At 65.0% G+C, this 25224-nt stretch carries 21 protein-coding genes and 2 riboswitches; of the genes, 12 read left to right on the top strand and 9 right to left on the bottom strand.

Going from position 1 to position 25224, the window contains the following annotated elements:
* Nucleotides 1-36 precede the first annotated feature (36 nt).
* The gene (locus tag M3I56_RS07320; RefSeq protein WP_254353191.1) at nt 37-2670 is read left to right on the top strand and encodes a circularly permuted type 2 ATP-grasp protein; all 2634 of its coding nucleotides are present in this window, start codon (nt 37-39) and stop codon (nt 2668-2670) included.
* The gene (locus tag M3I56_RS07315) at nt 2667-3569 is read left to right on the top strand and encodes a transglutaminase family protein (protein ID WP_254353190.1); all 903 of its coding nucleotides are present in this window, start codon (nt 2667-2669) and stop codon (nt 3567-3569) included. The genes M3I56_RS07320 and M3I56_RS07315 overlap by 4 nt, the downstream gene beginning before the upstream one ends.
* 631 nt (nt 3570-4200) lie before the next feature.
* Here M3I56_RS07315 and M3I56_RS07310 read toward each other — a convergent pair.
* Nucleotides 4201-4932: a response regulator gene (locus M3I56_RS07310; protein ID WP_254353189.1), complete on the bottom strand. Its 732-nt coding sequence runs from the start codon at nt 4930-4932 to the stop codon at nt 4201-4203.
* A gap of 232 nt (nt 4933-5164) precedes the next feature.
* Between M3I56_RS07310 and M3I56_RS07305 the strand changes: the two genes are divergently transcribed.
* From M3I56_RS07305 to M3I56_RS07295, 3 genes are all read left to right on the top strand, one after another.
* The gene (locus tag M3I56_RS07305) at nt 5165-6619 is read left to right on the top strand and encodes an ATP-binding protein (RefSeq protein ID WP_254353188.1); all 1455 of its coding nucleotides are present in this window, start codon (nt 5165-5167) and stop codon (nt 6617-6619) included.
* Complete coding sequence (locus M3I56_RS07300) at nt 6612-7331, top strand: response regulator (RefSeq protein ID WP_254353187.1); 720 nt, start codon at nt 6612-6614, stop codon at nt 7329-7331. The genes M3I56_RS07305 and M3I56_RS07300 overlap by 8 nt, the downstream gene beginning before the upstream one ends.
* Before the next feature lie 136 nt (nt 7332-7467).
* Nucleotides 7468-7665 (top strand): DUF3562 domain-containing protein, encoded by a 198-nt coding sequence (locus M3I56_RS07295; RefSeq protein ID WP_254353186.1) that lies wholly within the window; start codon nt 7468-7470, stop codon nt 7663-7665.
* Nucleotides 7666-7740: 75 nt separating this feature from the next.
* Here the strand turns inward: M3I56_RS07295 and pstS are convergent, their stop codons facing one another.
* Nucleotides 7741-8766: a phosphate ABC transporter substrate-binding protein PstS gene (gene pstS, locus M3I56_RS07290; protein WP_254353185.1), complete on the bottom strand. Its 1026-nt coding sequence runs from the start codon at nt 8764-8766 to the stop codon at nt 7741-7743.
* 230 nt (nt 8767-8996) lie between these two features.
* On the opposite strand from pstS, the gene M3I56_RS07285 reads away from it, so the two are divergent.
* Nucleotides 8997-9488 carry a hypothetical protein gene (locus M3I56_RS07285; RefSeq protein WP_254353184.1) on the top strand — a complete coding sequence of 164 codons (492 nt, stop codon included), beginning with the start codon at nt 8997-8999 and terminating at the stop codon, nt 9486-9488.
* A gap of 108 nt (nt 9489-9596) precedes the next feature.
* Here M3I56_RS07285 and M3I56_RS07280 read toward each other — a convergent pair whose 3' ends face one another.
* Nucleotides 9597-9965 carry an NUDIX hydrolase gene (locus M3I56_RS07280; RefSeq protein ID WP_028208124.1) on the bottom strand — a complete coding sequence of 123 codons (369 nt, stop codon included), beginning with the start codon at nt 9963-9965 and terminating at the stop codon, nt 9597-9599.
* A gap of 232 nt (nt 9966-10197) precedes the next feature.
* On the opposite strand from M3I56_RS07280, the gene M3I56_RS07275 reads away from it, so the two are divergent.
* On the top strand, nt 10198-11109 hold the full coding sequence (locus M3I56_RS07275; protein WP_254353183.1) for a CHAD domain-containing protein: 912 nt from the start codon (nt 10198-10200) through the stop codon (nt 11107-11109).
* Between the two features lie 16 nt (nt 11110-11125).
* Here the strand turns inward: M3I56_RS07275 and M3I56_RS07270 are convergent, their stop codons facing one another.
* From M3I56_RS07270 to M3I56_RS07260, 3 genes are all read right to left on the bottom strand, one after another.
* On the bottom strand, nt 11126-11518 hold the full coding sequence (locus tag M3I56_RS07270; protein WP_254353182.1) for a hypothetical protein: 393 nt from the start codon (nt 11516-11518) through the stop codon (nt 11126-11128).
* Between the two features lie 164 nt (nt 11519-11682).
* On the bottom strand, nt 11683-13158 hold the full coding sequence (locus M3I56_RS07265; protein WP_254353181.1) for a YncE family protein: 1476 nt from the start codon (nt 13156-13158) through the stop codon (nt 11683-11685).
* Nucleotides 13159-13190: 32 nt separating this feature from the next.
* Entirely contained in the window at nt 13191-13580 is a 390-nt protein-coding gene (locus tag M3I56_RS07260; protein WP_309249135.1) for a DUF305 domain-containing protein, read from the bottom strand.
* Between the two features lie 318 nt (nt 13581-13898).
* On the opposite strand from M3I56_RS07260, the gene M3I56_RS07255 reads away from it, so the two are divergent.
* Nucleotides 13899-15482 (top strand): MFS transporter, encoded by a 1584-nt coding sequence (locus tag M3I56_RS07255; protein ID WP_254353180.1) that lies wholly within the window; start codon nt 13899-13901, stop codon nt 15480-15482.
* A 159-nt stretch (nt 15483-15641) separates the two neighbouring features.
* A complete protein-coding gene (locus M3I56_RS07250) occupies nt 15642-17603 on the top strand; it encodes a phosphatase PAP2 family protein (protein WP_254353179.1) in 1962 nt (653 codons plus the stop codon).
* A gap of 60 nt (nt 17604-17663) precedes the next feature.
* Here the strand turns inward: M3I56_RS07250 and M3I56_RS07245 are convergent, their stop codons facing one another.
* Nucleotides 17664-18758 carry a porin gene (locus M3I56_RS07245; protein ID WP_254353178.1) on the bottom strand — a complete coding sequence of 365 codons (1095 nt, stop codon included), beginning with the start codon at nt 18756-18758 and terminating at the stop codon, nt 17664-17666.
* Nucleotides 18759-19006: 248 nt separating this feature from the next.
* A riboswitch (cobalamin riboswitch) is annotated at nt 19007-19141 on the bottom strand.
* 90 nt (nt 19142-19231) lie between these two features.
* A riboswitch (cobalamin riboswitch) is annotated at nt 19232-19414 on the top strand.
* A 102-nt stretch (nt 19415-19516) separates the two neighbouring features.
* Between M3I56_RS07245 and M3I56_RS07240 the strand changes: the two genes are divergently transcribed.
* On the top strand, nt 19517-21463 hold the full coding sequence (locus M3I56_RS07240; RefSeq protein ID WP_254353177.1) for a TonB-dependent receptor domain-containing protein: 1947 nt from the start codon (nt 19517-19519) through the stop codon (nt 21461-21463).
* Nucleotides 21464-21511: 48 nt separating this feature from the next.
* Here M3I56_RS07240 and M3I56_RS07235 read toward each other — a convergent pair whose 3' ends face one another.
* Entirely contained in the window at nt 21512-22153 is a 642-nt protein-coding gene (locus tag M3I56_RS07235) for a glutamine cyclotransferase (protein ID WP_254353176.1), read from the bottom strand.
* A gap of 35 nt (nt 22154-22188) precedes the next feature.
* A complete protein-coding gene (locus M3I56_RS07230) occupies nt 22189-23409 on the bottom strand; it encodes a helix-turn-helix domain-containing protein (RefSeq protein WP_254353240.1) in 1221 nt (406 codons plus the stop codon).
* A gap of 148 nt (nt 23410-23557) precedes the next feature.
* Between M3I56_RS07230 and M3I56_RS07225 the strand changes: the two genes are divergently transcribed.
* Together M3I56_RS07225 and M3I56_RS07220 are read left to right on the top strand one after the other, a co-directional pair.
* On the top strand, nt 23558-24322 hold the full coding sequence (locus tag M3I56_RS07225; protein ID WP_254353175.1) for a DUF899 domain-containing protein: 765 nt from the start codon (nt 23558-23560) through the stop codon (nt 24320-24322).
* Between the two features lie 8 nt (nt 24323-24330).
* The gene (locus tag M3I56_RS07220; RefSeq protein ID WP_254353174.1) at nt 24331-25140 is read left to right on the top strand and encodes a DUF2182 domain-containing protein; all 810 of its coding nucleotides are present in this window, start codon (nt 24331-24333) and stop codon (nt 25138-25140) included.
* Nucleotides 25141-25224: the final 84 nt, after the last annotated feature.

The following is a 25224-nucleotide window of genomic DNA, read 5'->3' as shown; positions in this document are numbered from 1 at the left end:
CCTCACGAACGAGGCGCGCTGCCACGACCCACGATCTTGCCGACTCAATCCACCCTGCCGTTCGATTCCTCCGCCAGCGACGACCAGGCGGGCGCGCCGCTGCGCACGCTGCCGGTGCGCGCCGGACACTGGGACGAACTGCAAACGGCGGAAGGCGAGCTGCGCGAGCCCTGGCGGCAGTTTTTCGGGCTGCTCGGCAAGCCGGGCGCGGCGGGGTTCGACGGCGCCGCCGCATCGGTCGCGCGCCAGGTGCGAGAGAACGACATCACCTATAACGTCTACGCCGACGCGGGCGGACCGCGGCCGTGGGCGCTCGACGTGCTGCCGTTCATCATCGACGAAGCCGAATGGGCGCAGATCGAGCGCGGCGCCGCGCAGCGCGCGCGCCTGCTCAACGAGATCGTCGCCGATATCTACGGGCCGCAAACGCTGCTCGCGCGCGGCCTGCTGCCGAGCGCGCTGGTGTTCGGCCACCCGGGCTATCTGCGCGCCGTGAAAGGCTTCGTGCCGCCCGGCCGCCAGTATCTGCAGATCGTCGCGCTCGACCTTGCGCGCTCGCCCGAAGGACAATGGACCGTCGTTTCTCACCGCACGGAAGCACCCTCGGGACTCGGCTATCTGCTGGAAAACCGGCTCATCGTCTCGAGCCTCTTCGCCGAGCCGTTTCGCACCATGCGGGTGCACCGTCTCGCGCCGTCCTATTCGCAGCTCATCGCCACGCTCGCCGCGGCTGCACGCGCGATCATGAGCGCCGACGAGCGCAGCGTGAGCGGCGCGTCTGCGCATATCGTGCTGCTCACGCCGGGGCCCTTCAGCGAGACTTACTTCGAGCACGTGTTCCTCGCGCGCTACCTCGGCCTCACGCTCGTCGAGGGCAAGGACCTCACGGTGCGCGACGACATGCTGTACCTGAAAACGCTGGACGGGCTGGAGCGCGTGCACGCCGTGCTGCGCCGCCTCGACGATACCTTCTGCGACCCGGTCGAGCTTCGCGCCGACTCGACCATCGGCGTGCCGGGGCTGCTGCAGGTCATGCGCGCGGGCAACGTGATGGTCTCGAACGTGCCCGGCGCGGGCTTCGTCGAATCGCCAGCGCTGCACGGATTCATGCCCGGCATCGCGCAGGCGCTGCTCGGCGAGGAGCTTGCGCTGCCGGGCGTCGCGACCTGGTGGTGCGGCGAAGACGCGGCCTGGCGCGATGCGCTCGCGCAGGTGCCCGAGGCGCTGCTCGTGCCGACGTGGCCGGGCGCGGCGAACGCGTCGTCCGCGCCGCCCGGACTCGCCGCCGGCGAGCAATCGCTCGCCGACTGGCGCGAGCGCATCGAGCAGTTGCCCGACGCCTTCACGGTCCAGCAGCCGCTGCGCTACAGCTATACGCCGCGCTATGAGACCGGTGCGGGCATGCTCGGCGCGCGGCCTGCCGTGCTGCGCGTCTACGCGATTGCGGACCAGGAATGCGGCTGGCGTGTGCTGCCTGGCGGCTTCACGCGCCTCGCGGCCGAACATCAGGAATCCGTATCGATGCAGATGGGTGGCAGCAGCGTGGACACCTGGGTGCTGTCAAGCCAGCCCGGTTCGACCTTCACGCTCCTGCCGAGCCCGATCAAGCCCGCAGAGCTGCGCCGCGAGCGCCGCCGCGTGCCGAGCCGTTCAGCGGAGAACCTGTTCTGGGCGGGACGTTATGGCGAGCGCGCCGAAAACGGCGTGCGCCTGTGCCGACTGATTCTCGGCTCGCTCGAAGGCAGCGACGCCGAAGAGCTGTTCGGCACCTTCATCGAGCTGGCCGCCGCCAACGGGCTCGTGCCCTCAACGGTCAGCGAAGCGCGGCGCAGCCTCGACGACTTCGAGCGCGCGCTCGTGGCCAATCTGCACGAAAATGCCGGCGCAACGGGCATCGGCCGCACGCTCGCAAGCCAGGCGTATGCGTGCGGCGAGATTCGCGGCCGGCTTTCGAACGACCATTGGCGCACCGTGCTCGCCTCGCGCAACGACTTCCGTGACGCGCTTCAGGCGCTTTCGCTCGTGCCTGCGGCCGCGCGCCAGGGAGCGGCGATCGAATTCAGGCGTCCCACGCCGTACGACCGCATGGCGCTGATGGGCGCGCTCGATGCGCTCGCAACGCAGTTGAGCGCCATCAGCGGCTGCCAGGGCGACCGCATGACCCGCGACGAAGCCTGGCGCCTGCTGTTCGCCGGACGCCATATCGAACGCGTAGCCGCGTTGGCCACCATGCTCCGTATCGCCGCGCACGAACGCACGCTCGCCACGCCCGCGGGCTTCGACGTGCTGTTGCAACTGTTCGACAGCACGCTCACGTATCGCTCGCTGTATCCTGGGCGCCTCGAAGTGCCTGCCCTGCTCGACGTGATCGTGACCGACCCGACCAATCCGCGCGGCCTCTACGGCGTCTATGCGCGGCTGCGCGCGCGGCTCGACGAAATCGCCCAGGCGGCGCGCGGCCCGAAGCGCGAGCCGTTCGCCTCGCAACTCCCGTCCGTCGAGGCGCTGCCCACGCTGGAGGCGCTCTGCGAGCCCGGCGACGACGGCCGCTACCCCGCGCTCACCGCTCTGTGCGACAGCCTCGCCGAGCGGATGGCCGCGATGTCGAACGAGATCAGCGCGCGCTGGTTCAGCCACGCCGTGCCGCTCGCCGCGCAGGTCTGGTCATGAACGGCACGCGCCTCGCGGTCACGCACCGCACGACCTACCGCTATTCGACGCTCGTCGAGACCGCGCAGCATCTCGCGACCATCCGCCCGCTCGATCTTCCCTGGCAGCGCGTGCTCACGCACCGCGAGCGTATCGAACCCGCGCCGTCGTATCAGACGAGCCGCCGCGACGCCTTCGGCAACGAGGTGCTCTACTTCTCGTTCGACGCGCCGCACGACTACCTGCAGATGACGAGCGAAACGAGCGTGCTGCTCTCGTCGCGCTACGCAACGCTCGATGCAGACGGCACGCCGGTCTGGGAAGAGGTCGCACAAACGCTGCGTTACACGGCGGGCGGCGCCTTCCATGCGGAGTCGGAGTTCTGCTGCGCCTCGCCGAATATCGCCTTGCTGCCGGAATTGCGCGCTTACGCGCTGGAGAGTTTCGCGCCCGGCGCGCCGGTTCTGGCCGGTGCGATCGACCTGATGCATCGCATCCACGCCGATTTCGCCTACCGCCCCTCGGCGACGTCATTCGACACGCCCGCCGCGCGCGCATTCGAATTGCGCCATGGCGTGTGTCAGGATTTCGCCCAGGTGATGATCGGCTGCCTGCGCTCGCTCGGGCTCGCCGCGCGCTACGTAAGCGGCTATCTGCGCAACGACCCGCCCGAAGGCGCTCAACCGATGATCGGCGCGGACGCCTCGCATGCATGGGTGTCGCTGTACGTGCCTGCGGCGCCGTCTGCACCGACCGCCGGCTGGATCGATCTCGATCCGACCAACGACGTGCTCGCCGACCAGGGCCACGTGACGCTCGCCATCGGCCGCGATTACACCGACGTGTCGCTCCTGCGCGGCGTCATTCTTGGCGGGGGCGCGCATCAGGTGGATGTGGCGGTCAATGTGAGCGCGGAATGACAGCCGCGCTCAGACCCAGCGTCGAAGCGACGCCGACGGGTTCATTCAGGTCTCGCACGGCGGCTTCAACGAGCGGAAGTCCCTTGCGCACATGGCTGCTCGAAGGAAAGAGCAACACGCACTGGCAACCAATGCTTGCGCTCGCTGTCGGCAACCACGAACTCAGGCGCAAAGCCTTCCCCGCTCAAACGCTGGGATAAACCCACGAAGCGCCGCGCCAGCCAGCGCTTGTCGGCCGTGCTGGCCTCCGGATGCACCGCCACGCGTTGGGCGTAACGGCGGTGCCGAAACTCCAGCGGCGCACGAATGCCGTTTGTGCGTGACTCACACGGGCGGGTTGTGGCATCGGTTACGTGTCCAGGCGGGTTTCGGCTATGGACACGCATGGTGCCACTGTGGCGCGCTTTGCAGATTACGTGATCTTTCTGCGGATTTCTTCCGCGCCACGCCAGCGCGCCTGAACGTTACGGGACCCATTACGCGTTAAGAAATAGCAATGTTTCCGGAGTTCGAGAATGCGACGCCACCTGCTACGCTGGTCTCGCCTGACATTGCGCGGGAAGCCTCGACCGCAGATGAAGGGTGCTTTACCTTCAACCCTTTGCATACCCGGCGAACCGCCGGGTTTTTTTTATCCACGTGCAGCGGCCAGGTCCAGATCGGGAAGCGCGTCGTCGGGGCAAAAAACATAACCGTCCCGGTAACGCGTTTGAATATATTGGCGGCCGCAAGGCGACAGGCCGAGCAACTTGCGCAGACGAAAGACGACAACGTCGACGCTGCGCGCGTGAAGCGACGAATTGCGATCGATCATGCTCACGATGCGCTCACGTGAAAGCGGCCGCCGGCGGTTCGCGGCGAACACCGCGAGCACGGCGAGCACCAGGGGAGGCGCGGGAATCTTGAGGCCGTCCCTGAACAGTTGATTGTCGATGGCGTCGAGTTCGAAGCCGTCGAAGACGTACTTCGTCTCCCTGCGCGGCGACGCGGGATAGTCGATCTTGCAGCGCAATGCGTGGTGCAGGCGCGCGAGCAGTTCGCGAGGGTCGAACGGATCGACCATGTAGTCGTTGGCGCCGAATTCGAAGGCGAGCACCTTGTCGGCCACGTCGGCGGACTGGCTCACGACGATGGCGGGCGTCAGCCACCCTCGCTCACGCAGCGTGCGCAGCGCTGCAATGCCGTCGATCTTGAGCGCATCGTGCCGCACGATGATGAGCGAAGGCGTTTCTCGCGCGAGACGCTGCTCCAGCCGCTCGACGCCATACAGCACCGACACCGCGATCTGCTGACGCTGCAAATAAGTACGCAGGTCGTCCCGATACGCCTGATCGGGTTCGACAAGCAGCACGTGGATGTCCATCGATATGCCCCTTCCTCTGAGATACGCGTCTTTCCATTCGGATCCCGCGCACGAACGCATGGATGCGCTTCGATCTGCAGCGGATCATACGGAACAACGGTGCAGGAAAAAGAAGGGAAATCTGGAGAAAATGTGGATTCGGACGGGCCACGTACACCTTGCGGTACGCTTCGGGCGAAAATAGTGCCGAATAATTTCGCACTCACCTTTATTGCTCCCTGCTGAACCCGTCATGAAAGTCAGCGTCACCTCCAAACTCTTCCTCGCGATTCTTTCGGCTTGCGTGCTCGCCGCCGTGGCCATGGGCGTCGCGATCCGGACGAGTTTCGAATTCGGCTTCGTGGATTTTCTGCAGGAGCAAAGTGCGAGCGAACTGTCGGCGCTCCAGCAGGAACTCGAAGCCTCGTACGCCCAGCATGGCAATTGGGATTTCGCTCGCGAGCCCGCGCAAGACCGGCCGCCGTTCGATGGCGGCCCGCCGCCTGGTGCGCCGCCCGGCGATGCGCGCCCGCCCGATGCGCCGGACGGCTTCCACGGCGGCGACGGCAACGGTGGCCCCTTCGCCCCCGGCCTTGCCGGGCGCCCGCGGCCGTTTCGCCCGCCCTACACGCTTTACGACGCGAACATGAAGCTCGTCACGAGCGCGGGTCCGCCCCCGCCGCCCGACGCCGTGCGCCATCCGCTGCGCGTCAAGGGTCAAACGGTCGGCTGGATCGCGGTGGCGGGACCCACCTCGCTCATCAATCAGGCGGAGCAGCGCTTCAAGGACCGCCAGCTGCAGGCGACTTGGATCATCGTGGGCTTTACCGCGTTGCTCTCCGCCGCCATGTCGATCATCCTCGCGCGCACGCTGCTCACACCGATCAAGCGGATCGTCACGGCCACGCATCGCCTCGCGGGCGGCGACTACGCCACGCGCGTGCCGGCCAAAGGCAGCGACGAATTGCAGATGCTCGCGAGCGATTTCAACCGGCTCGCGGCGTCGCTCGAAAAATCCGAAAGCGACCGCCGCGACTTTATCGCCGATATTTCGCATGAGCTGCGCACGCCCCTCTCGGTGCTGCGCGGCGAACTCGAGGCGATCGAGGACGGTGTGCGCCGGCCCGACGCGGCGACCATCACTTCTCTGCAGTCCGAAGTAGCGATGCTCAGCCAGTTGATCGACGATCTTTACGAGCTATCGCTGGCGGACATCGGCCAGCTTTCGTTCGAAAAAGTGCCGCTCGATCTCGTGCCCATCGTCGAAGCGGCATGCGACGTATTTCGCGAGCGCCTCGCCGCCAAAGACATCTCGCTGGAATTCGGTCCGGACGACGCACATGCAACGCTCTCGGGCGATCCTTATCGCCTCACGCAGGTCTGGAAAAACCTGCTGGAAAACGCGCTGCGCTACACCAATGCCGGTGGCCGCGTGAGGCTCTCGGTCACGTCGAACGACAACGACATCTATGTCGACGTTCAAGACTCGTTTCCGCCGGTTCCCGCGCCGCTGCTGCCGCATCTGTTCGACCGGTTCTTCCGCGTCGATCCATCGCGCAGCCGTCAAAGCGGCGGCGCGGGTCTCGGGCTCGCATTGTGCAAGCACATCGTGGAGCAGCACGGCGGCACCATCGAGGCATCGCGCTCCCCGCTTGGCGGGCTGCGGATCCTGGTCCAACTTCCTCGCCTACACACGCATCATGATTGATCCGACCACGCGGCCATCCATACTCATCGTCGAAGACGAGCCGAAGCTCGCGGCCCTGCTCGCCGACTACCTCGCGAAGGAGGATTTCGCCACGACGATCCTGGCCGACGGCCGCGAGGTCGTGCCCTACGTGCGCGAACATCAACCGTCGATGGTGCTGCTCGACCTGATGTTGCCCGGACGCAGCGGCCTCGACGTGTGCCGCGAACTCCGCACATTCTCCGCGATACCCGTGATGATCATCACGGCGCGCGTGGACGAAATCGACCGTTTGCTCGGGCTCGAACTGGGTGCCGACGACTACGTGTGCAAACCGTTCAGTCCGCGTGAAGTCGTGGCGCGCGTCAAGGCGATCCTGCGCCGGGCCGAGCTGCTTGCGCGGGCGCACCAGGAAGCGGAGGGCACCGTCGCCTCACCGTTTTCAATCGACGTTGCGCAACACGCCGTGCGCCTGGACGGTCGGGATCTGCACCTCACACCCATCGAGTTTCGTTTGCTCGCGCTATTGCATTCGGGCCCGGGCCGCATTTATGCGCGCGACTTTCTTCTGCGCGCGCTATACGACGATCACCGTATCGTGGCCGATCGCACGATCGACTCGCACGTCAAGAACCTGCGGCGCAAGATCCAGTCGATCCGGCCCGAGCAGGACATGATTCGCTCAATCTACGGTGTGGGTTATCGCCTCGAGATCGCGCCTGCCGGCGAATGAATTTGACAGGCTGTACACCGACAAATTCGGATCGAACGAAAAGCGTCGCTAGATAGGCTAAATGTATTGGCGCGCCGGACGCGCGATGCAGTCTAATGGCCTTCCCGCGTTCCCCTCTATACGCATGGAGGCATCGATGAACCAGCACGCCACAGAAGAACTCGTAAAGGCGATTGCAGCCGAGACCCATGCTCCCATGGAGACCGTTTCCAGGATGTACGAAGAAACCTGGGCGGCATTCAGCGACGGCGCGCGCATCATGGATTACCTGAGCGTGCTGGTCGCGCGGCGTGTGCGCGAAAATCTTCGGAGTTTGCGCAGCGACGCGCACTAGGCTGACCAGGCCTCGAACGCTCAGCGTGGCTGGAGACAGGCGCGCAATGCATGCGCGCCTGCATTCCATTGCAGGTTAAGGTGCGATCGGCTTGCCGCTCGCGTCCTTGACCTTCTCCTTCCACTGCGACTTGATTTCGCTGACGACCGACTCCGGCAGCGAGATGTAGTCGAGGCTATCGGCGGCGGACGAGCCGTTCTTGAAGGCCCAGTCGAAGAACTTGAGCGTTTCCTTGCCCTGGTCCGGCTTGTCCTGTGCCGTGTGCAGCAGCACGAAGGTCGCGCCGACCACCGGCCATGCGTCCTTGCCCGGCTCGTTCGTGAGGATCTGGTAGAACGACTTCTTCCAGTCCGCGCCGGCGGCCGCTGCCTTGAACGTTTCGGTGCTCGGCTGAACGACTGCGCCCGCTTCGTTCTTCATCGCGGCGTAGACCATATGGTTCTGCTTGGCGTACGCCCACTCGACGTAGCCGATCGCGCCCGGCAGACGCTGCACGAAGGCTGCCACGCCGTCGTTGCCCTTGCCGCCCGTGCCCGTCGGCCAGCTCACGGTCGTGCCTTCGCCGACCTTGCTCTTCCACTCGGGGTTGACCTTCGAGAGGTAGTTCGTCCAGATGAAGCTGGTGCCCGAGCCGTCGGCGCGGCGGACCACGGCGATGTCGAGATCAGGCAGCTTGACCTTCGGGTTCAGCGCGACGATGGCCGGATCGTTCCACTTCTTGATCTTGCCGAGGTAGATGTCGCCGAGCACCGGGCCCGACAGGGTGATCTCGCCGGCCTTGATTCCCGGCACGTTGATCGCCGGCACCACGCCGCCGACCACCGTCGGGAACTGGAACAGGCCGTCCTTGGCCAGCTGGTCGTCCTTCAGCGGAGCGTCCGAACCCGCGAAATCGACAGTCTTGGCCTGAATCTGCTTGATGCCGCCCGACGAGCCAATGCCCTGGTAGTTGACCTTGCCGCCGCCCGCCTTCTGATACGCGTCCGCCCATTTGGTGTAGATCGGCGCCGCGAAGGTGCTGCCCGCGCCCGTGATATCCGCGGCCTGGGCGATGCCCGTGCCCAGCGCGAGAATGACAATCGCAAAGAGTCTGACTCTCATCCCGTACTCCTTAAAATCGTTATTGATGCGCTGGACGTTACGTTCGCAATGTGACGATTAGGTGACAGTGCGGTCGAGCGTAAAAGAGAGCTTATGGATGCTGACCTCCCCATTCAGAGGACGTGTTAGCAAGGACTCACTGAACAGGTTCGAAGATGGATCGCGGCACGTGTGGAATGTCGCTATAAACCGTATATACTGTTTATACCGTTTTCAGACCGGAGATCGACATGACTGTAGCGACCACACGCAAACCCACCAAGAAGGCGTTCCACTTTCCGAAGTCCGAGGCAACCGCGGCAACCGAGGCAACCGCGCAAGAGCAAAGCGAAGCAGCAAAGCCCGCCGCGGCAGCGGAAGCGGCGGTTAAGTCCAAACGCAAAAAGGCCGTACCCAAAGCGGCGGCGAAACCCGCTCGCGCCGCTGCAGAGGCACCGGCTCCTGCACCTGCAGCCGCACCGGCCGAAAAGGTCAAGGCCAAGCGCGTGAAGAAAGACAAGGTCGTGCGCGACAGCTTCACGATGCCCAAGACGGATTACCAGCGCATCGCCCTCCTCAAACGCAAGTGCCTGGAGGCCGGTGTTGCGGTGAGAAAGAGCGAACTTTTGCGCGCCGGCCTTCAATTGCTGGAATCGGCCCCGCAGAAGCGGCTGCTGGCTGCGATCGAAGCGCTCGAGACCGTCAAGACGGGCCGTCCGGCCAAAGGCGACGAAAACGCGTGATGGGCGCGAAGCGTTGGTGACGATGGGCTTGGGGCATCTGCCTGGATGGCAGATGCATCCGGATTGAACGCCGTGGGCGTTCAATCCCTCACCACGAGGGCCGTGGTGTTACTTCCTGCGCCGCTGGTTGATCAGCCGCACGATATCGTTCGTTGGGCCGCTGGTGATCAGGCGCGGGATGTCGTCGAGATGAACCCATCGACACCTGGCTATCTCGCTGCTCGGCCGTGCCTTGGCCTGCCTCGGTATTTCGCAGGAAAAAACGTGGTGGTGTTTCTGCTTGCCGCGAATGTCGAACAGATATCTGGCCGTTTTGCCCAGGAGCCGGGTCTCCTCCTTGAGTTCCCGAAGCGCGGTCTCCGTAAGATGCTCACCGCGTTTCAACATGCCACCCGGTAGTGCCCACTTCGACTGACTGCGTGCTACCAGGAGAATTCGCTTGCCTCTACGACAGATCACGGTGGCCCGTTTCTTCAACTCGAACTCCCACTTCGTTCCCGGGGGGCGCTTCTCGATGCATCCGCACAGCAACGCCTGACTTAGCTAAGCATCGTAATACAGAAAATCAGAAGTTCAACCTGCTGGCGACGCAAAGGCTGTCAACTCGTCAGAATTTGCACACTTCATCAAATCGTCACGAAGATTAGGTTGCTAACCGCCCATATGGTATGGTTTGGGCCAACCTGTTTTTGTCAGACTCGAGGCTGAAATGGATATGGACGGTGACTGGCCCTTGCCGCGGCCGCGCACTCGCTTCAGAATCGATCGGCGCCGCCCCGCTGCGTCACTCACCAGCAAGACCTCCATCGCCAGCACCTTCTCGTCATTGGCCATGCCAGTGGTCGTCGAGGTGGTGCAAAGAACGAAAACCCTGGCGACAGAAGTCGACCCCGAAGCGTTTCATCAGCTTCGGGTGGCCTTCAGAAAACTTCGTGCTTTGTACTGGGCGTACTCGCCCTGGCTCGGTGAGGAAGCCACCGCGCACGCCAGCGAAGAATTCAAGCGTCTGGCCGCCGTGGCGGGCGGAACGCGCGACTGGGACATCGCGGGCGATCTCCTCAAAACCGCACAGAAGTCAGACGCATCCATCGAACTGCTCGTGAGCGCCGCGCGTGAGAAGCGCGCGCAAGCGGTGGCGCATAGCCAGGCCATGATCAAGAGCGACGCCGTCGAGGCATTTCTGAACGACGCCGTGCTGCGTGCGCAAACCACGCTGCAGTCGTGTTGCAATGATCTTCCGATCCGCGCGTTTGCCAGGCGGCGAGTCCGTATGGCGCAGCGCACGCTTCGAAAGCGCAGCAGACGCGCCGCGCGAAGCGAGGCCAGCCACGAGGAAAATCTCCATGACGTGCGCAAGGCCGGTAAAAAGCTGCGCTATCTACTCGAGTTTTTTCAACCCGTGATCAAAGGCGAGCACGAGCGCACCATCAAGGAACTGACGTCCGTGCAAAAGACGCTGGGGGAGTTCAACGACATTGCCGCGAGCGAGACATTGATCCGCAACACGTCATTCGACGAGGTGCCTGCCGACATCGTCGAGAAGTCATTGCAGTGGCTGGAAAGAAAGAAGTGCCAGCGAATCGACGTGGCCTCGCGAAGGGTGAGAGCCATCTCCGACTGAATCGGCGCCGCCGCCATCACTGGCAGGTCACGACGCTAACGGGCAGGTTCTCACTCGCCGCGCCGAGCCGCTCGCGCGACGCGGTGGTGATGGAACCGCCAGGCGGTAGGCATTCCGATTGCCCCATTCCCCCGCCTTCCGCTTGCGGCGCGCCGTTGTTGAATGACTGCCACGTGATGATGACCGATGCGCCGCAGTTGTTGATCAGGTCGGTGTAGTCGAGTCCCAGTCTGGCGTTCTTCCCGCGATATTCCCGGTCGATGCAGTCTGTCGAAAGCTCGCTCGGCTCGAAGCGGGGTGAGGCTGCGGGCGCTGCACGATCGCCGGCAGCGCTGGCCATCCCATACGCGAGAAGGAGCAGCAGAAGGACGGTAAGCTGGCTGATAGCCAGATTGCGGGAGGCTCTCATTTCCTCACCTCGCTTTCGGGTGTCGATCACCGTCAGTTAGCTTCCCACAAAAGCTGGCGTCAAGCGTCAGGCGCTGCCTTACGTGGGCAAACAGACAGTCTCGCCCACGCGCCCCAGGCCTTTTACTAAGGAATTCGAAATGACCGGGACGATGCCCGCGACACTCACAAGGCTTGCACCTGCACTGCGGGTCCGGGCGCGCCGCCCACGTTCGGAGCGATCACGAGATATCTTCGGTGATCGGCCACGCCCGGCGTGCCAGGCATGACGACCTGTCGAATCTGGCCCAGCGTGTCGACGATCGCCGAGCCGGCCGGATTGGCCTTGAAGCTCGCGAGGACGTCGATGCGGCCACTGCCGTCGGCATGGTCCGAAAGTCCGAGGAAATACGGCTGGCCCGCCTGCAATCCCGTCACCGCAGCCTGCAGCACCTGCAGCAATCCCTGATCGAACAACGCCACCGAAGTGGGCGCAGCGCCATGGTCGGCCGCGGCGCCGCCCACCGGAACCAGCATGACGTGCGTGGCCTCCCCCGCCGCGCCGAGCGGCTGCGTGTTGGCCGTGCCGTCGCCATCCGGCACGGCGTCGGGCACATACGCCACGGCTTGCGGCGCCTGGCCGACCGGCACCGTGGCGATGACCTTGTTGGTCAGCGTGTCGATTGCCGTCAGCGCATCGCCGTTTTCGAGGCCCACATAGACACGTGTGCCGTCGCCGGACGGCCAGATGCCGTGCGGCAGGCTGCCAACCGCAATGGTCGCTGCCTGCGAAAAGTCGTCGGTGCGGAACACCTTGATCTGGTTCAGGCCTCCGACCGTCACGTATGCAAACATGCCGTGCGCGTTCTGCACGATGTTCACATGATTGGTGATCGGCCCCGTATCGAGCGTTTTCAGCAGCGCAAACGGTGGGCCGCCGTCGAACACCTGCGTCTTGCCCACATCCTTCAGCGTGAACCAGACCTGCCGGCCATCCGGCGTCGCCGCAATGTTCGGGCAGAACGGGCTCGCCTGCGCGACGCGGGCCACGACCTTGTGATCGGCTACCGAAACGACGTCGGTTTCCGGGTTGAAGGACGAACAGATATACCCGTACTTTCCATCGGGCGAAAAGATCTGCATGCCCGGCCCGGCTGGCACGACAATGCGCGTCTTCTCTTCGAAGGTCTTGCCGTCGAGCACGTCGACGTAATTCTCGCCGCGCACGGTCACCCACACTTCGGTGCCGTCGGGCGTGAAGAAAGCCTCGTGCGGGGAGCGGCCCACATAGGTCACGTGCTTGACCGCATTGGTTTGCGTATCGATGAAGGTCACCGAGTTCGAGCCGATGGAGACAATGGCCAGCGTGCGGTGATCGGGCGAAAAGCCCATACCGTGCACGAGCAACTGACCGTGATAGAGCGGGCTGAAGTTGGCCGGGGTCGGCTCTCCGAGGCGGATGACACCGACCAGACGATTGGCTGCGGGATCGACGATCGATACGGTGTTCGAAAACTGATCAGACGAATAAACGCGGTCCCGATGGCTCACCGGAATATCGGCCGCCGCTAGCGAGCCGGGAACCTGCCCCGCCTCGGCGAGCGTTGCGGCGGCAAGCGCAGCGGCAGTCAGGGCCGCGCCAAGCATGGCGTTGTATTTCATGACGTTGTCTCCTGCGTCTTGATGCGAGTGGGTCAGTGGGACATCGGCGCCGTGTTCGGGTCATGCACCGCGAGGCGCATGGCAACGATCTCCTGCTGTTGCTCGACCACGATCTCCTGAGCGATCCTGCGTAACTGTTCGTTGTGTCCATGCCGCAGTTCCGCCATGGCCATGTCGATGGCACCCTGATGATGGGGAATCATTGTTGCGACGAAATCGCGGTCGACGTCGCCCGTGGGCCTGGCCGCCATCCCGGTCATCATCTTCGTCATGGCCGCGTCGTTTTCAGAGAGAAACGAGGCTTCCTCACTGTCGCGAGACGCTCCCGCGTCACTCGACGACGCGGCGCATAGACCGGCCAGGGAAAGCACGGCCGCACCGCTCACCGTTGCCCGCAAAACGAGTCGAACTGCAGCGTTCATCACGTCCCCTCCGTATTGGTCGAATCCCAGTCGATGTGAAGGCAAACAGCGGACTCGCCGATTTACTCCATGCAGAGCGAAATTGAATTGCAGATCGACGAGCCGCGAAACGTTGGCAAACGCTTCCGGACTCACCTGGCCTCGCGCGGGCCCGGTGGAATAACTTCGTCGATGGCGTGTTCGTTCCGTGACATTCGCATCAGCGGGCGTACCATCATTGCACAGCGCATGAAGGTCGCACGCGCGGGCCCGACCGATTGATCTTTTGCTGGGCGCCGCATAGCAGATTAGCCGCGTCGCAGCGGTGAGGAGCGCTACATGGCCACGAGCATTGGGCTTCACGATCAGGCGCGGCAGCTGTTGCCGTTTCGCGAGTCGGTATTGGCGATGCTCGGCGTCGCGTCGGTTTCGATGCTGATCGCGCTCGACCAGACCATCGTTGGCACCGCACTGCCGCGCATCGTCGCGGAGCTCAAGGGGTTCGAGCTCTATGCGTGGGTCGCGACGGCCTACATGCTTGCGTCGGTCATCACGATTCCGATCTTCGGGCGTCTGGGCGATCTGTTCGGCCGCAAACCCTTCATGCTGGCAGCGATTCTGGTCTTCACTCTCGCCTCGGTGCTCTGCGGGATCGCGACCAACATGCTGTTTCTCGTGCTCGCGCGCGGCCTGCAGGGCATCGGCGGCGGCATCATGATGGGGACGGTGTTCGCAACCGTCGCCGACCTGTTCCCCGATCCGAGGCTACGCCTGCGTTGGCTGGTGTTCGTCTCGTCGGCGTTTGGCCTTGCAAACGTGGTCGGGCCAACGCTTGGGGGCATGCTGACCCAGCACGGCAGTTGGCGCCTCGTGTTCTTCGTCAACGTGCCGGTGGGTGTGGTGGCGCTCTTCTTCGTGCACGCTTTCCTGCCGCATCTGCACCATGCCCGCGAAGGCGCGCGACTGCGTCTAGACTGGCTCGGCGCTTGCGTCGTCGCCGTCACGTTCGGCGCGCTGCAACTCGCCATCGAGCTCTTGCCGAGGCAAGGCTGGACGACTTCGACGATCGTGCTCGCGGTGATCGTGCTGGTCTGTTCATTGACGCTTTTCTTCTGGGAAAAGCGCATGGGCTATCCGATCATCCCCGTGGACATGCTGCTCGACCGCAAGCTCGGTCCGCTCTTTGCGATGTCGGTGCTCGGCGGGTTTGCGTTGTTCTCGCTCGTTTTCTATGTGCCGCTGCTGTTCCAGGGCGGCTATGCGATGTCGCCGCGCGCCTCGGGCATGCTGATCACGCCACTCCTGCTCGGCACGACGGTCGGCAGTTTCGTGAACAATCGCGTGGTCACCCGTATCCGGCGCGCCAACGCGATTCTCTACGTCGGATTTGCGTTGTCCGCTTTCGCGAGCCTCGCGGTGGTCGTGCTGCGAGGCAATGAGCCGCATCTCGTGTGGATGGCGTGCATGGGCGCGAGCGGCCTGGGGCTGGGCCTCGTGGGCACGAGCCTCACGGTCTGCTCGCAGCAGATCGTCTCGCGCGACCATCTCGGCGCCGCCACGGCGATGCTGCAATCGCTGCGCACATTCGGCGGCATGCTGGGCACGGCGATGACGGGCGCGCTGCTCGGGCATATTTACACGATGGGCGTAAATCGCTCGCTCGACTCGTATCAGGCGACGCAATGGTTCAAGTCGTTTGCGAGTCCCGAACTCCTCGTGGACCGGGCCGACCAGGCCGCGCTGATCGGCCGCCTCGTGAGCGCCGGCCATGCCGGCGACGCGATGATGAATTCGGCGCGCAGCGCACTCGTGGATTCGATCCACATGGGCCTCATCGTCGCTGCCGTGGCCGCGCTAGCCGGCCTCTGTCTCGCGTGGTTCGTGCCGCCCGTACGGGTCGGCTATCTCGAGGCGCGGCAGTAAATGAACGGCGAATCATATTTCACCCGTACTTCAATTCCGTTACCGTTTAACATCAGCGTAATAAATTAGTAATTAGGGAGTAATCGAGGGTAAGCATAATTCGCCGCCGTCAGTCAGGAATAACCACACCGCATCCACCACGACGACGGAGCCCTCAGCATGCCCGCATCACGCCACCGAATTGCGCTGCCGCTCTACCTGGCAGTGCTTACCAGCATTGCCGCGCTGACCGCCTGTGGAGGCGGCAATAGCGATCCCGCCACCACTGCCGCCATTCCCGCGCCGCCCACCGACCCCGGCTTCGTGGACAACGCGCCGATTCCCGACGTACCTGCTTTCGTCGACAATATCGCGACCAACCAGCGCGGCGACGCGCGTTACGCCACGCTCGCGACCAATGCGGGCGTGCGCGTGGTGGCGCGCTTTCTCGATCTCTGGCAGCCGCTCACGCTGCTCGTGGACGCGGGCGTTTCCGCGCCTGCCAACGGCACGTTCCCCGCGGTCGTGCAGTCGACGTGGACGGGCGTCCCCACCGACGGCACGCCCAACGGCACGATCCTCAACAGCACGGCGCTGAACGCGAACATCCAGTACGTCGTGACCGCGACGACCCAGCGCAGCCAGGCGCAGGCCGATGCGGCCTACTACGACGACCGGCGCGGCAAGGGCTACAGCGTGACCGACGGCATGGGGCCGCTCACCGCCGCCTGGCGCTCGGCTGCCCAGCAAACCACGAGCATCACGTCGATTCCCGCGGACGCAACCACGACGCTCTACAACGACTCGGGCAACAACACGGGCGTAGGCAGCACGAGCAACGCGACCTTCGGCAAGGTGGTCGACCTGCTCAACACGATGGGCAACAACGCTTCCACCGAGCCCGCCAAGCGCTTCTACAAATACGCGCGACCGTTCCGCTGGAGCACGAGCGTCGTGGTCGATCCCACGCTCGTGCCGGCCATCAGCACGACGCCTTCGACGGATGGCGGCTTCATCAGCGGCCACGAAGCCGAAGCCATGCGCGACGCGATGACGATGGCGTATCTCGTGCCCGAGCGTTACCAGGAAATGGCGAGCCGCGGCCTCGAACTCGGCGAAAACCGTATTCTCGCGGGCATGCATTCGCCGCTCGATGTAATCGGCGGCCGCATGTTCGCGCTGGCCGCCACCGCCGCGAATCTCTACGACCCCGCCAACGCCACGCTCAAGAGCGCGGCCTACGCGCAGGCGCACAGCGCGCTCGAACAGGCCACCGGCACGAGCGCCACGACCTTCCCCGCCTTCGCGCATTCGGCCACGACCGCGACCGACCGCTTCGCCGACTATGCGACCAACAAGTCGGAATTCGCGCGCCGCATGACGTTCGGTTTCAGCCAGATTGAATCGACCGAGGCGCCGCCCGTCGTGCCCAAGGGTGCCGAGGTGCTGCTCGAAACGCGCTTCCCATACCTGAGCGCCGGCCAGCGCCGCGTCGTGCTGAAGACGACCGAAGTCGTCTCGGGCTATCCGGTCATGGACGACGCCGAAGGATGGGGCCGTCTGAACATGTTTAGTGCCGCAGATGGTTATGGCACGTTCAACGGCAACGTGATCGTGGCGATGGACGCAACCCAGGGTGGGTTCAATGCCGCCGACAGCTGGCGCAACGACATCGCCGGCTCGGGCAAGCTCACACTGCAGGGCAGCGGCACGCTCACGCTCGCGGGCAACAACAGTTACACGGGCGGCTCGCAGGTGAGCGGCGGCGTGCTCTGCGCAGCGTCGACCACGGCCTTCGGCAACGGCGACGTGTACGTCGGGTCCGGCGGCCGCGTGACCGTGGCGACGAGCGCGCCGTTGACGGTGACGGGCAAATACACGCAACTCGACGGCACGACGCTCGAACTCGACATCGACGGCAACGGCGGCGGACGCCTGCGCGTGGGCGGCCAGCTCACGGTGGCGGGCGGCACGCTGCATGTGAAGTTCGTGAACGGCTATACGCCGAAAGCGGGCGACTCGATCGACGTGATCGACGGCAGCGGCGCATCGGTGAAATTCGCGACGGTCACGGTGGATGGCTTCAAGGCCACCCCCGTTTATTCTTCGACCGGCGTTGCAGTGAAGCTTTCGGCTTCGTGATCTAGCCACGCGGTATAACGGCCCCGAATCGCAAGGGTTCGGGGCCGCTTTGTGTGTGCGTCAGAAGCGATGCCGGATGCCCGCCGCCACGAGCACCTGGTTGCGGCCGCCCGACGGGTCGCAGGTGTTGATCATCGCGAACGCACCGGACGACGCGCGCTGATAGATCGCCTCGGTATACACGTCCGTGCGCTTCGACAGCTGATAGTCGGCCTGCAGCGCGCCTTGATGCCAATGCGCGGAGGTCGCGCCCGTATAGGCATACATGCCCGCCAGCGAGAACGCGGGCGTGACCTGCCAAAGCGCATTCACTTCGTAGTTGCTGAAGGCGATCGAGGGCAGTGGCGCACCGCCGTCGGCCTCGCTCACGCCGGTATGAATGGAACGTGACCAGGCCGCGCCGAGCGTCACGTCGCCGAGCACGTAGCTCATGCCCGCGCCGATGGTGTCTTCGCGCTGCACCGCGACCTCGGTCGGCACGAGGCCCGCGCCCGGCAGCACCGACGTATCGTACGCACCTACCGAAGAGGCGCCGCGTCCGTCGATGTGCATCCATGCCACACCGGCGCTGAACGGACCACCCTCGTAGTGCGCGCCGAAGCCGTAGGCGCGGTTCTGCGCGAAGCGGCCCGCCGCGTTCGAAAACGCGTACATCGCGCCGGCGCTGAAACCACCGTACGTGGCGCTCGCGAACTTCACGGCGTTCGAGGCGAGCCACGAATTGTTGGCATTGTCGTTGTCGAACGGATGCGCGAATGCCGTGCCGCCCGTGCCGCCCGTCAGCGTGAACGGGGCGAAGTAGTCGTGCATCGTGTCGTACTGGCGGCCCAGCGTGATCGTGCCAAATCGTTCGGATTGCAAACCAACGTAAAACGGATGGTCGTTGAAGGCTTCGCCAGACGTGACCGAGAAGCCGCGCTCGAGGCGAAAGATCGCGGCGTTGCCGCCGCCGAGATCCTCGCTGCCCTGCAGGCCCCAAAAACTGCCGTCGATAAGGCCCGAGCCTGCGCGATACTGGGTGTGGCCGCCAACGTCGCTGACATAGTCGACGCTAGCGTCGATCTCACCGTACAACGTGACCTGCTGCGCCGAGGCGCCAGCGCCTGTGAATGCCAAAGCCGCGCCGCCAAGGACGGCCAGAATGTGCTTGTTCATGAGTCTTCTTGTTTGTGCTTGTAAAGAATGCATGGACGAGCGCCGTCAACCCTCGATCGATGCGGCGAGGTGCCCCGACGTCCTCGTTAATCCGTCAATATCCAGCGGTGCTTTTGAACGGCGAACGCATGGCGGTCCGTGAGCGGTCTATCGCCGCATCGCGGCCAGTGGTGGCGACCGGATTGGGCCGCCTTTCTAAGGTAGGCGGGTGTGCATTGACGGCTCCTTGGGTTACGCGCCCTGGAATGAGTCGTGAAATAAACGCAGCGAGGTCTGACTTCTGGCTCGATTGACAGCCAGTCACAGTGGCGCGACCGCGCCGGCTTCCCACCGGCTTCCCTGCTGCATTTCGCTCGTGCAGCGCCTACGCGCGAAAAACAGCTGCAAGGATAGCGTAAGTTGCGGGAGTGGCCAAACCGGGTGTTTTCGCCACACGACGTTCGTCAAAGGTTGACGCGACGAATGCGCGGCCATTACCCTTGCGCGCTGATGGTTCCCGGCGACGGGATCAAAAGGGAACGCAGTGCAAGACTGCGGCTGCCCCCGCAACTGTAAGCGGCGAGTCCATGCCAGAGCGTGCCACTGGGAAACCGGGAAGGCCGGCAACGGATGTCGACCCGCGAGCCAGGAGACCTGCCATCAGCCGAGTCCAGCAGCCGCAGCGGGCGGGGATCCCCAATGCGCAAGCACCGCCCACGCGGCGATCGCCCGTTGCCCGGACAGCCCGTATTTCAGGAGCTGTTTCCAGCCACCGCATCATGAAGTTTCGCCAATTCGTATTGACCTCCGCTGCGCTCGCCTGTGCGTGGCAAACCGCGCATGCTGCCGACGCCGACGCCGCCAATTCATCGTCCACCGAGACGCAGCAGCAAGCCGGCGGCGACACCACCCTGCCCAATATCCTCGTCGTGGGCGACACGCAGCATCTGCCGCAATCGTTCGACCAGCGCTACGCGACCACCCAGGTGCTCACGCGCGAAGACCTCGACCGCGTCTCCCCCGTCGACCCCGGCATCGCGCAGGCGCTCGCCACGCTGCCGGGTGTCACCGTCTCGCAGACCGGCGGCCCGGGGTCGTACACGGGGGTGAGCATCCGCGGCTCGTCGGCTGACCAGGTGGCCGTGTTCATCGACGGTATACGCGTGGGCTCCGTCACCACGGGCACGGCCGAATGGGCCGATCTGGCGACCGCCTCGTTCGACCGCGTCGAGGTGATCTCGGGGCCCGCGGCCGCCTCGTTCGGCGCGGATGCCATGGGCGGCGTCGTGCAGCTCTTCACGCGCCATGCGTCGAACCAGCCGAACCAGACCATCGTCTCGTTCGGCGGCGGCTCGAACAAGACCTTCGACACGCAGGTGCGCACCTCGGGCACGATCGGCTCGACAGGGCCGCTTTCCGCATTGAGCGGCCTCACCTACTCGCTGGGCCTGCACGACTACAACACGGCGGGCATCGACGCGACGCAGCCCTGGGCTTACGGCCACGAAGACGGCCGCAACCCGTACCACGCGCAGAACCTGGACGCACGCCTCGGCTACGCGCACGACAACTGGTCGATCTCGACCTTCGCGCTCTACCACCGCTCCGATCTCTCGTACGACAACGCGGGAGGCAACGACCGCCAGCGCGACACCCAGCTCACGACCGGCCTCGCGTTCCACCTCGACATCACGCCGACCACCCAGTTCGACCAGTCCGTGGGCTACGCGACGGACCGTCAGTTCCTCTATTCGAACGACCCGACTATCCCGACCGACGAGATCGACTCGACGCGCTTTTCCACTTCCACGTCGATGACGCATCAGGAAAGGGGCCACATGCTCTTCGGCATACCGCTCGACGGCGAGACCAAGTTCGCTTACGACTACACGCGCGAGATGGCATTCCTGCCGGTGGATGTGCCGGGCGGACTGCCCGCGCGCAACGATTCGGCCGTGTCGATGCATCAGTCCACCACGCTCGGACCCCTCACGCTGTTTCTGGCGGGGCGACACGAAATCGTGCAAGGGCAATCGGTGAATACGGGCAACGTCGCGCTTTCGTGGGCGGTCACGCCGGTCTATACGGCGCGCGTTTCGTACGGCAATGCGTTCCGCCTGCCGACGTTCAACGACCTTTACTATCCGGGCTACTCGAACCCCAACCTGCTGCCCGAGCGCAGCGACTCGGTCGAAGCCGCGCTCGATGCCACCACGTCGATCGGCACGTTCACGGCAGCCGTGTACGACACGCGCGTGCACGATCTCATCACGTACAACTCGCAGACTTTCCTGCCCGTGAACGTGGGCCGCGCGCACATACAGGGGCTCGACCTCTCGTACAAGGGCACGCTCGGCAAGTCCACGCCGGTGAGCCTCACGGTGGGGATTCTGAATCCGCAGGACGTGACCGACCAGACCTGGCTCAATCGCCGCCCGCGCCAGACGGTGAGCCTGAGCGTGGATCACACGTGGGACGAGTTCCAGCTCCACGCGCTCAGCACCGGCGTTTCGCTGTTGTATAACGGCTCGACGTTCGACGACCAGCTCAACACGATCTACCTGCCTTCGTGGACGACGGTGAGCCTGCGCGCGTCGTACAAGGTCAACGCGCATCTCGCGCTTTCGGCCACGCTTTCGAACGTGTTCAACCGGCAGTACGTGAGCGCCTACGGGTACAACACGCTGGGGCGCACGGCGTTCGGCAAGGCCACCTATACGTTCTGAGCGTTGCATGCAAGCGGGTGCGCTTGAGCTTCTCCCACGCCCGCTCGCCTAGCCCTCGCGCTTCGGCCGCCGCACAGCGCGAATCTTCCCGCTGTTGCCGCCGCCACAGAAAAACTGCTCGCCGCCATCGGACTCCAGCCCCGAAACGGCGGTGCCGGGCGGCATGTCGAGTTGTTCCAGCACTTCGCCCGTGCCCGGATCGATACGCCGCAAGTCGCTCTCGTCGCCTTCCCAGGTGCCGTGCCACAGCTCGCCGTCCACCCACGTCACGCCCGTGACGAAGCGGCTCGATTCGAGCGTGCGCAAAATCGCCCCGGTCTGCGGATCGACCTGATGGATCTTGCGTTCGCGATACACCCCGACCCAAAGCGTGCCGTCCGCCCAAGCGAGTCCCGAGTCGCCGCCGCCTCCGGGCGCGGGAATCGTGGCGAGCACACGGCCCGTTTCAGGGTCGATCTTGTGGATGCGGTCCTCGGCGATCTGAAACAGATGCCGGCCGTCGAAGGCCGTGCCCGCGTGCGCCGCGATGTCAATCGAGCGCTGCGTCTCGCCGCTCTGCGGATCGAGCGACGCGATGCGCTCGCCCACGGCGAACCACACCTGCTTGCCGTCGTACGAGACCCCGCCCACCTTCTCGATGCCGGGAAAAGGGCCGTACTCGCGGACGATTTCGGCGGTCGAACGTTTCATGGTTTCCTCCTTGAATGACGGGACAGGCGTTCATCCTAATCGCCTGGCAGCGGCGCGGGGAGTAACAAGGTCGTCGCGAATCCCGGGACGGGCGGCGTGGTCCAGCGGCGCGCGCGGCCGTAACCGAACGACTGCACCTTGTCCGCCGCGGCAAGCGCATCGAGCGCGCGCTGCACGGTGCGCTGGCTCGCGCCGAGCGCGACCGCCAGCGCCGAACTCGACCACGATTCGCCATCGGCGAGAAAAGCCAGCACGGCAGCGTACTTTTCTTCCACAGGCCGCGCCAGCACCACCACTTCGCTCGCGTGGCGCGGCGCCAGCGCAAAGCCCTGCTGGGTCGCGCCGATCTCGGCCACGTCGCGCATCAGCGTGCGCAAGCGGCCGATTTCCACGCGCAGGCGGGCACGGTGCGTTTCGTCGGCGTGCCGGGTGCGAAAGGCGCGGGCGATGAGCGCGTCGCGCGGCACGTCGGCGGGCCATGCCTCGGCGAGCGCGCGGGCGAGCACGAACAGCACGGGCCGTCTTGCCAGTTCGATGACTGTCGCGCCCTCGCGGGCGACGTAGCGACATGCGTCCACGACGAGCGCCTTCGAGGCGAGTAGCGCCTCGACGTCTTCCAGCAGCAGCACCCGCTCTTCACCGCGCGCGATAAGGCGCGCAGCCGGCGAGGTCAACAGCTGCGCGGCGCTCTCGATCTCGGCGCTCAGCGCCGCGATGCCCGCCGCGCGCGCAGCGCGTGCGGCCTCGGAGAGCGAGCGCCGCGCCACCTGCGTTTGAATGCGCCGCATGGCGATGCCGGCGGCGATCAGCTCATGCGCCGCGCGCAATGCGGGCGGCAGCGGCGCGGGATCGGCTTCGGCAAGCATGCCCCCGGCCTCGTCGAGCCGGCCGATGAGCAGCAAACGGCGAATTTCCAGGTAGCGCGCGTGCGCCGCATTGAGGCGGTCGCCATGGGCTTCCAGCGTTTGCCGCGCCGCAGCGAGCGTATCGGTCGGCCAGCCGAGATCGCGTGAGGCGAGCGCGATTTCGGCCTCGGCGACGACGCAGCGCGCGCGAGCCACCGCCTCGCGCGCGCCGAAGCCGCGCGCCGCGCTGCGCAGCAGCGCTTTGGCGCGCGCGAAGTCACCGAGCTGCGCCATGGCGATGCCGCGCAGCGCGAGCGCGGGCGCGTCATCGCGCAACGCGACCCGGTTCAGCGCGCCAAGCGGATCACCGGCCGCAAGCGCGCGCGCCGCAGCCGTGATCAGCGAATCCATGGTCATGAGAATCCCGCCACACTTGTCACTCCCCCCCTTCTCGGTCCGGACCTAATCTAACACGGCGATCAAACGAATCATCGATCGAACGACACGGCGATGCGCGCAGTGCGCCGCCACCATAGTGAATCCATAGGAGGACCAGGCAATGGCAACCCATACCACAGGAACACGCGAAGACTGGCTTGCGGCACGCATCGAACTACTCGCCGCCGAGAAAGAACACACCCGCCGCGGCGACGCACTGGCGCAGCAACGCCAGGCGTTGCCGTGGGTGCGTATCGACAAGACGTATCGCTTCGAAACCGAAGATGGCGGCGCCCCGCTCGCCGATCTCTTCAAGGGGCGCTCGCAGTTACTGGTTTATCACTTCATGTTTGGGCCGGATTACGCGGCGGGCTGCCCGTCGTGTTCGTCGATTGCGGATGGTTTCGACGGTATCGCCGTACATCTCGCGAACCACGACGTGCGGCTCATGGCAGTGTCGCGCGCGCCGCTCGCGAAGCTGCTCGGCTACCGCAAGCGTATGGGATGGCATTTCCCGTGGGCCTCGTCGAGCGGCAACGACTTCAACTTCGACTTCAACGTATCGTTCACTACGGCGCAGCAGCGCGCGGGCGATATCGAATACAACTACGCGCGCAGCGGCCACGCCATGGACATGAATCCGCCGCCCGCGCCCGTTGCCGAGTTCGCGGCGAGCTGCGGCACCGACGCGGCGACCTATACGCGCGACCGACCGGGCCTCAGCGCATTCGTGCTCGAGAACGGCGTCGTCTATCACACGTACTCGACCTATGCGCGCGGCCTGGATGGCGTGTGGGGCATGTATCAGTGGCTCGACCGCGCGCCGAAGGGACGCAACGAGGCCGGCATCTGGTGGCACCGGCACGACGAGTACGCGCAAAGCTGAGGCACATCATGGATAACATCGGCATGACGGTACGGCGGCACAGCGGTACGCCGCGCGCGATTTTCTTCGGCGTTGCGTCGCTGGTCGTTGCGGCGAGCGCGGCGGCAACGTTCGTCTGGTGCGCTTCGATGCAGGCGATGGGTGGCACGCCAATGCCTGGCGGCTGGACGATGTCCGCGTTCTGGACACCCATGTGTGGACGCACCTGGTTCGACGCCGCCGTATCGTTTGCCGGCATGTGGAATGTGATGATGGTCGCGATGATGCTGCCTGCGGTCGCGCCGGCATTGTGGCGGTATTTCGAGGCGGTGGGCGAGGCACGCGCGGCGCGGGCGGGTGGGATGACCGTAATGGCCGGGGCGGGATATTTCTTCGTGTGGCTCGTGGTTGGGGTGCTCGTGTTCGCGGCGGGGACGCCACTGACCGCACTGGCGGTGGAGGCGCCTGCATTGGCGCATACCGCGCCAGCCGTGGCAGGTGTTGTCGTCGTGATTGCTGGCGTGTTGCAGTTCTCCGCGTGGAAAGCGCGGTGGCTTGCTTGCTGCGGGAATTTGCCGTCGTGCTGGCATGCGCGGCTCGATGTGCAGGCAGCGCTGCGACACGGCTTGAGGCTCGGCCAGCATTGCCTTTACTGCTGCGGGAATTTGATGGCGGCGCTGATTGCGGCGGGCGTGATGGATCGGCCTGCGATGGCGTTGGTGGCGGCGGCGATTGCTGCGGAGAGGTGGATGCCGGGTGACGCAAGAGTCGCACGCGGGATTGGCGGGGCTGCGATTGCGGCGGGCGTGGTGATGGTGGTGCGGGCCGTGGCTGCATAAAAAAATCGCCGTTCCGCACCCGCGAAACGGCGATAAAACGCTCCGACTCTAACGTCGAACTCACGCCTCCAGACTCGCGCCTGC

It is taken from the genome of Paraburkholderia sp. CNPSo 3281, from assembly GCF_024206515.1.
GTDB lineage: Bacteria > Pseudomonadota > Gammaproteobacteria > Burkholderiales > Burkholderiaceae > Paraburkholderia > Paraburkholderia nodosa.
The sequence above is the reverse complement of the archived record's forward strand: the minus strand, read 5'-3'. Positions and strand labels throughout refer to the sequence as shown.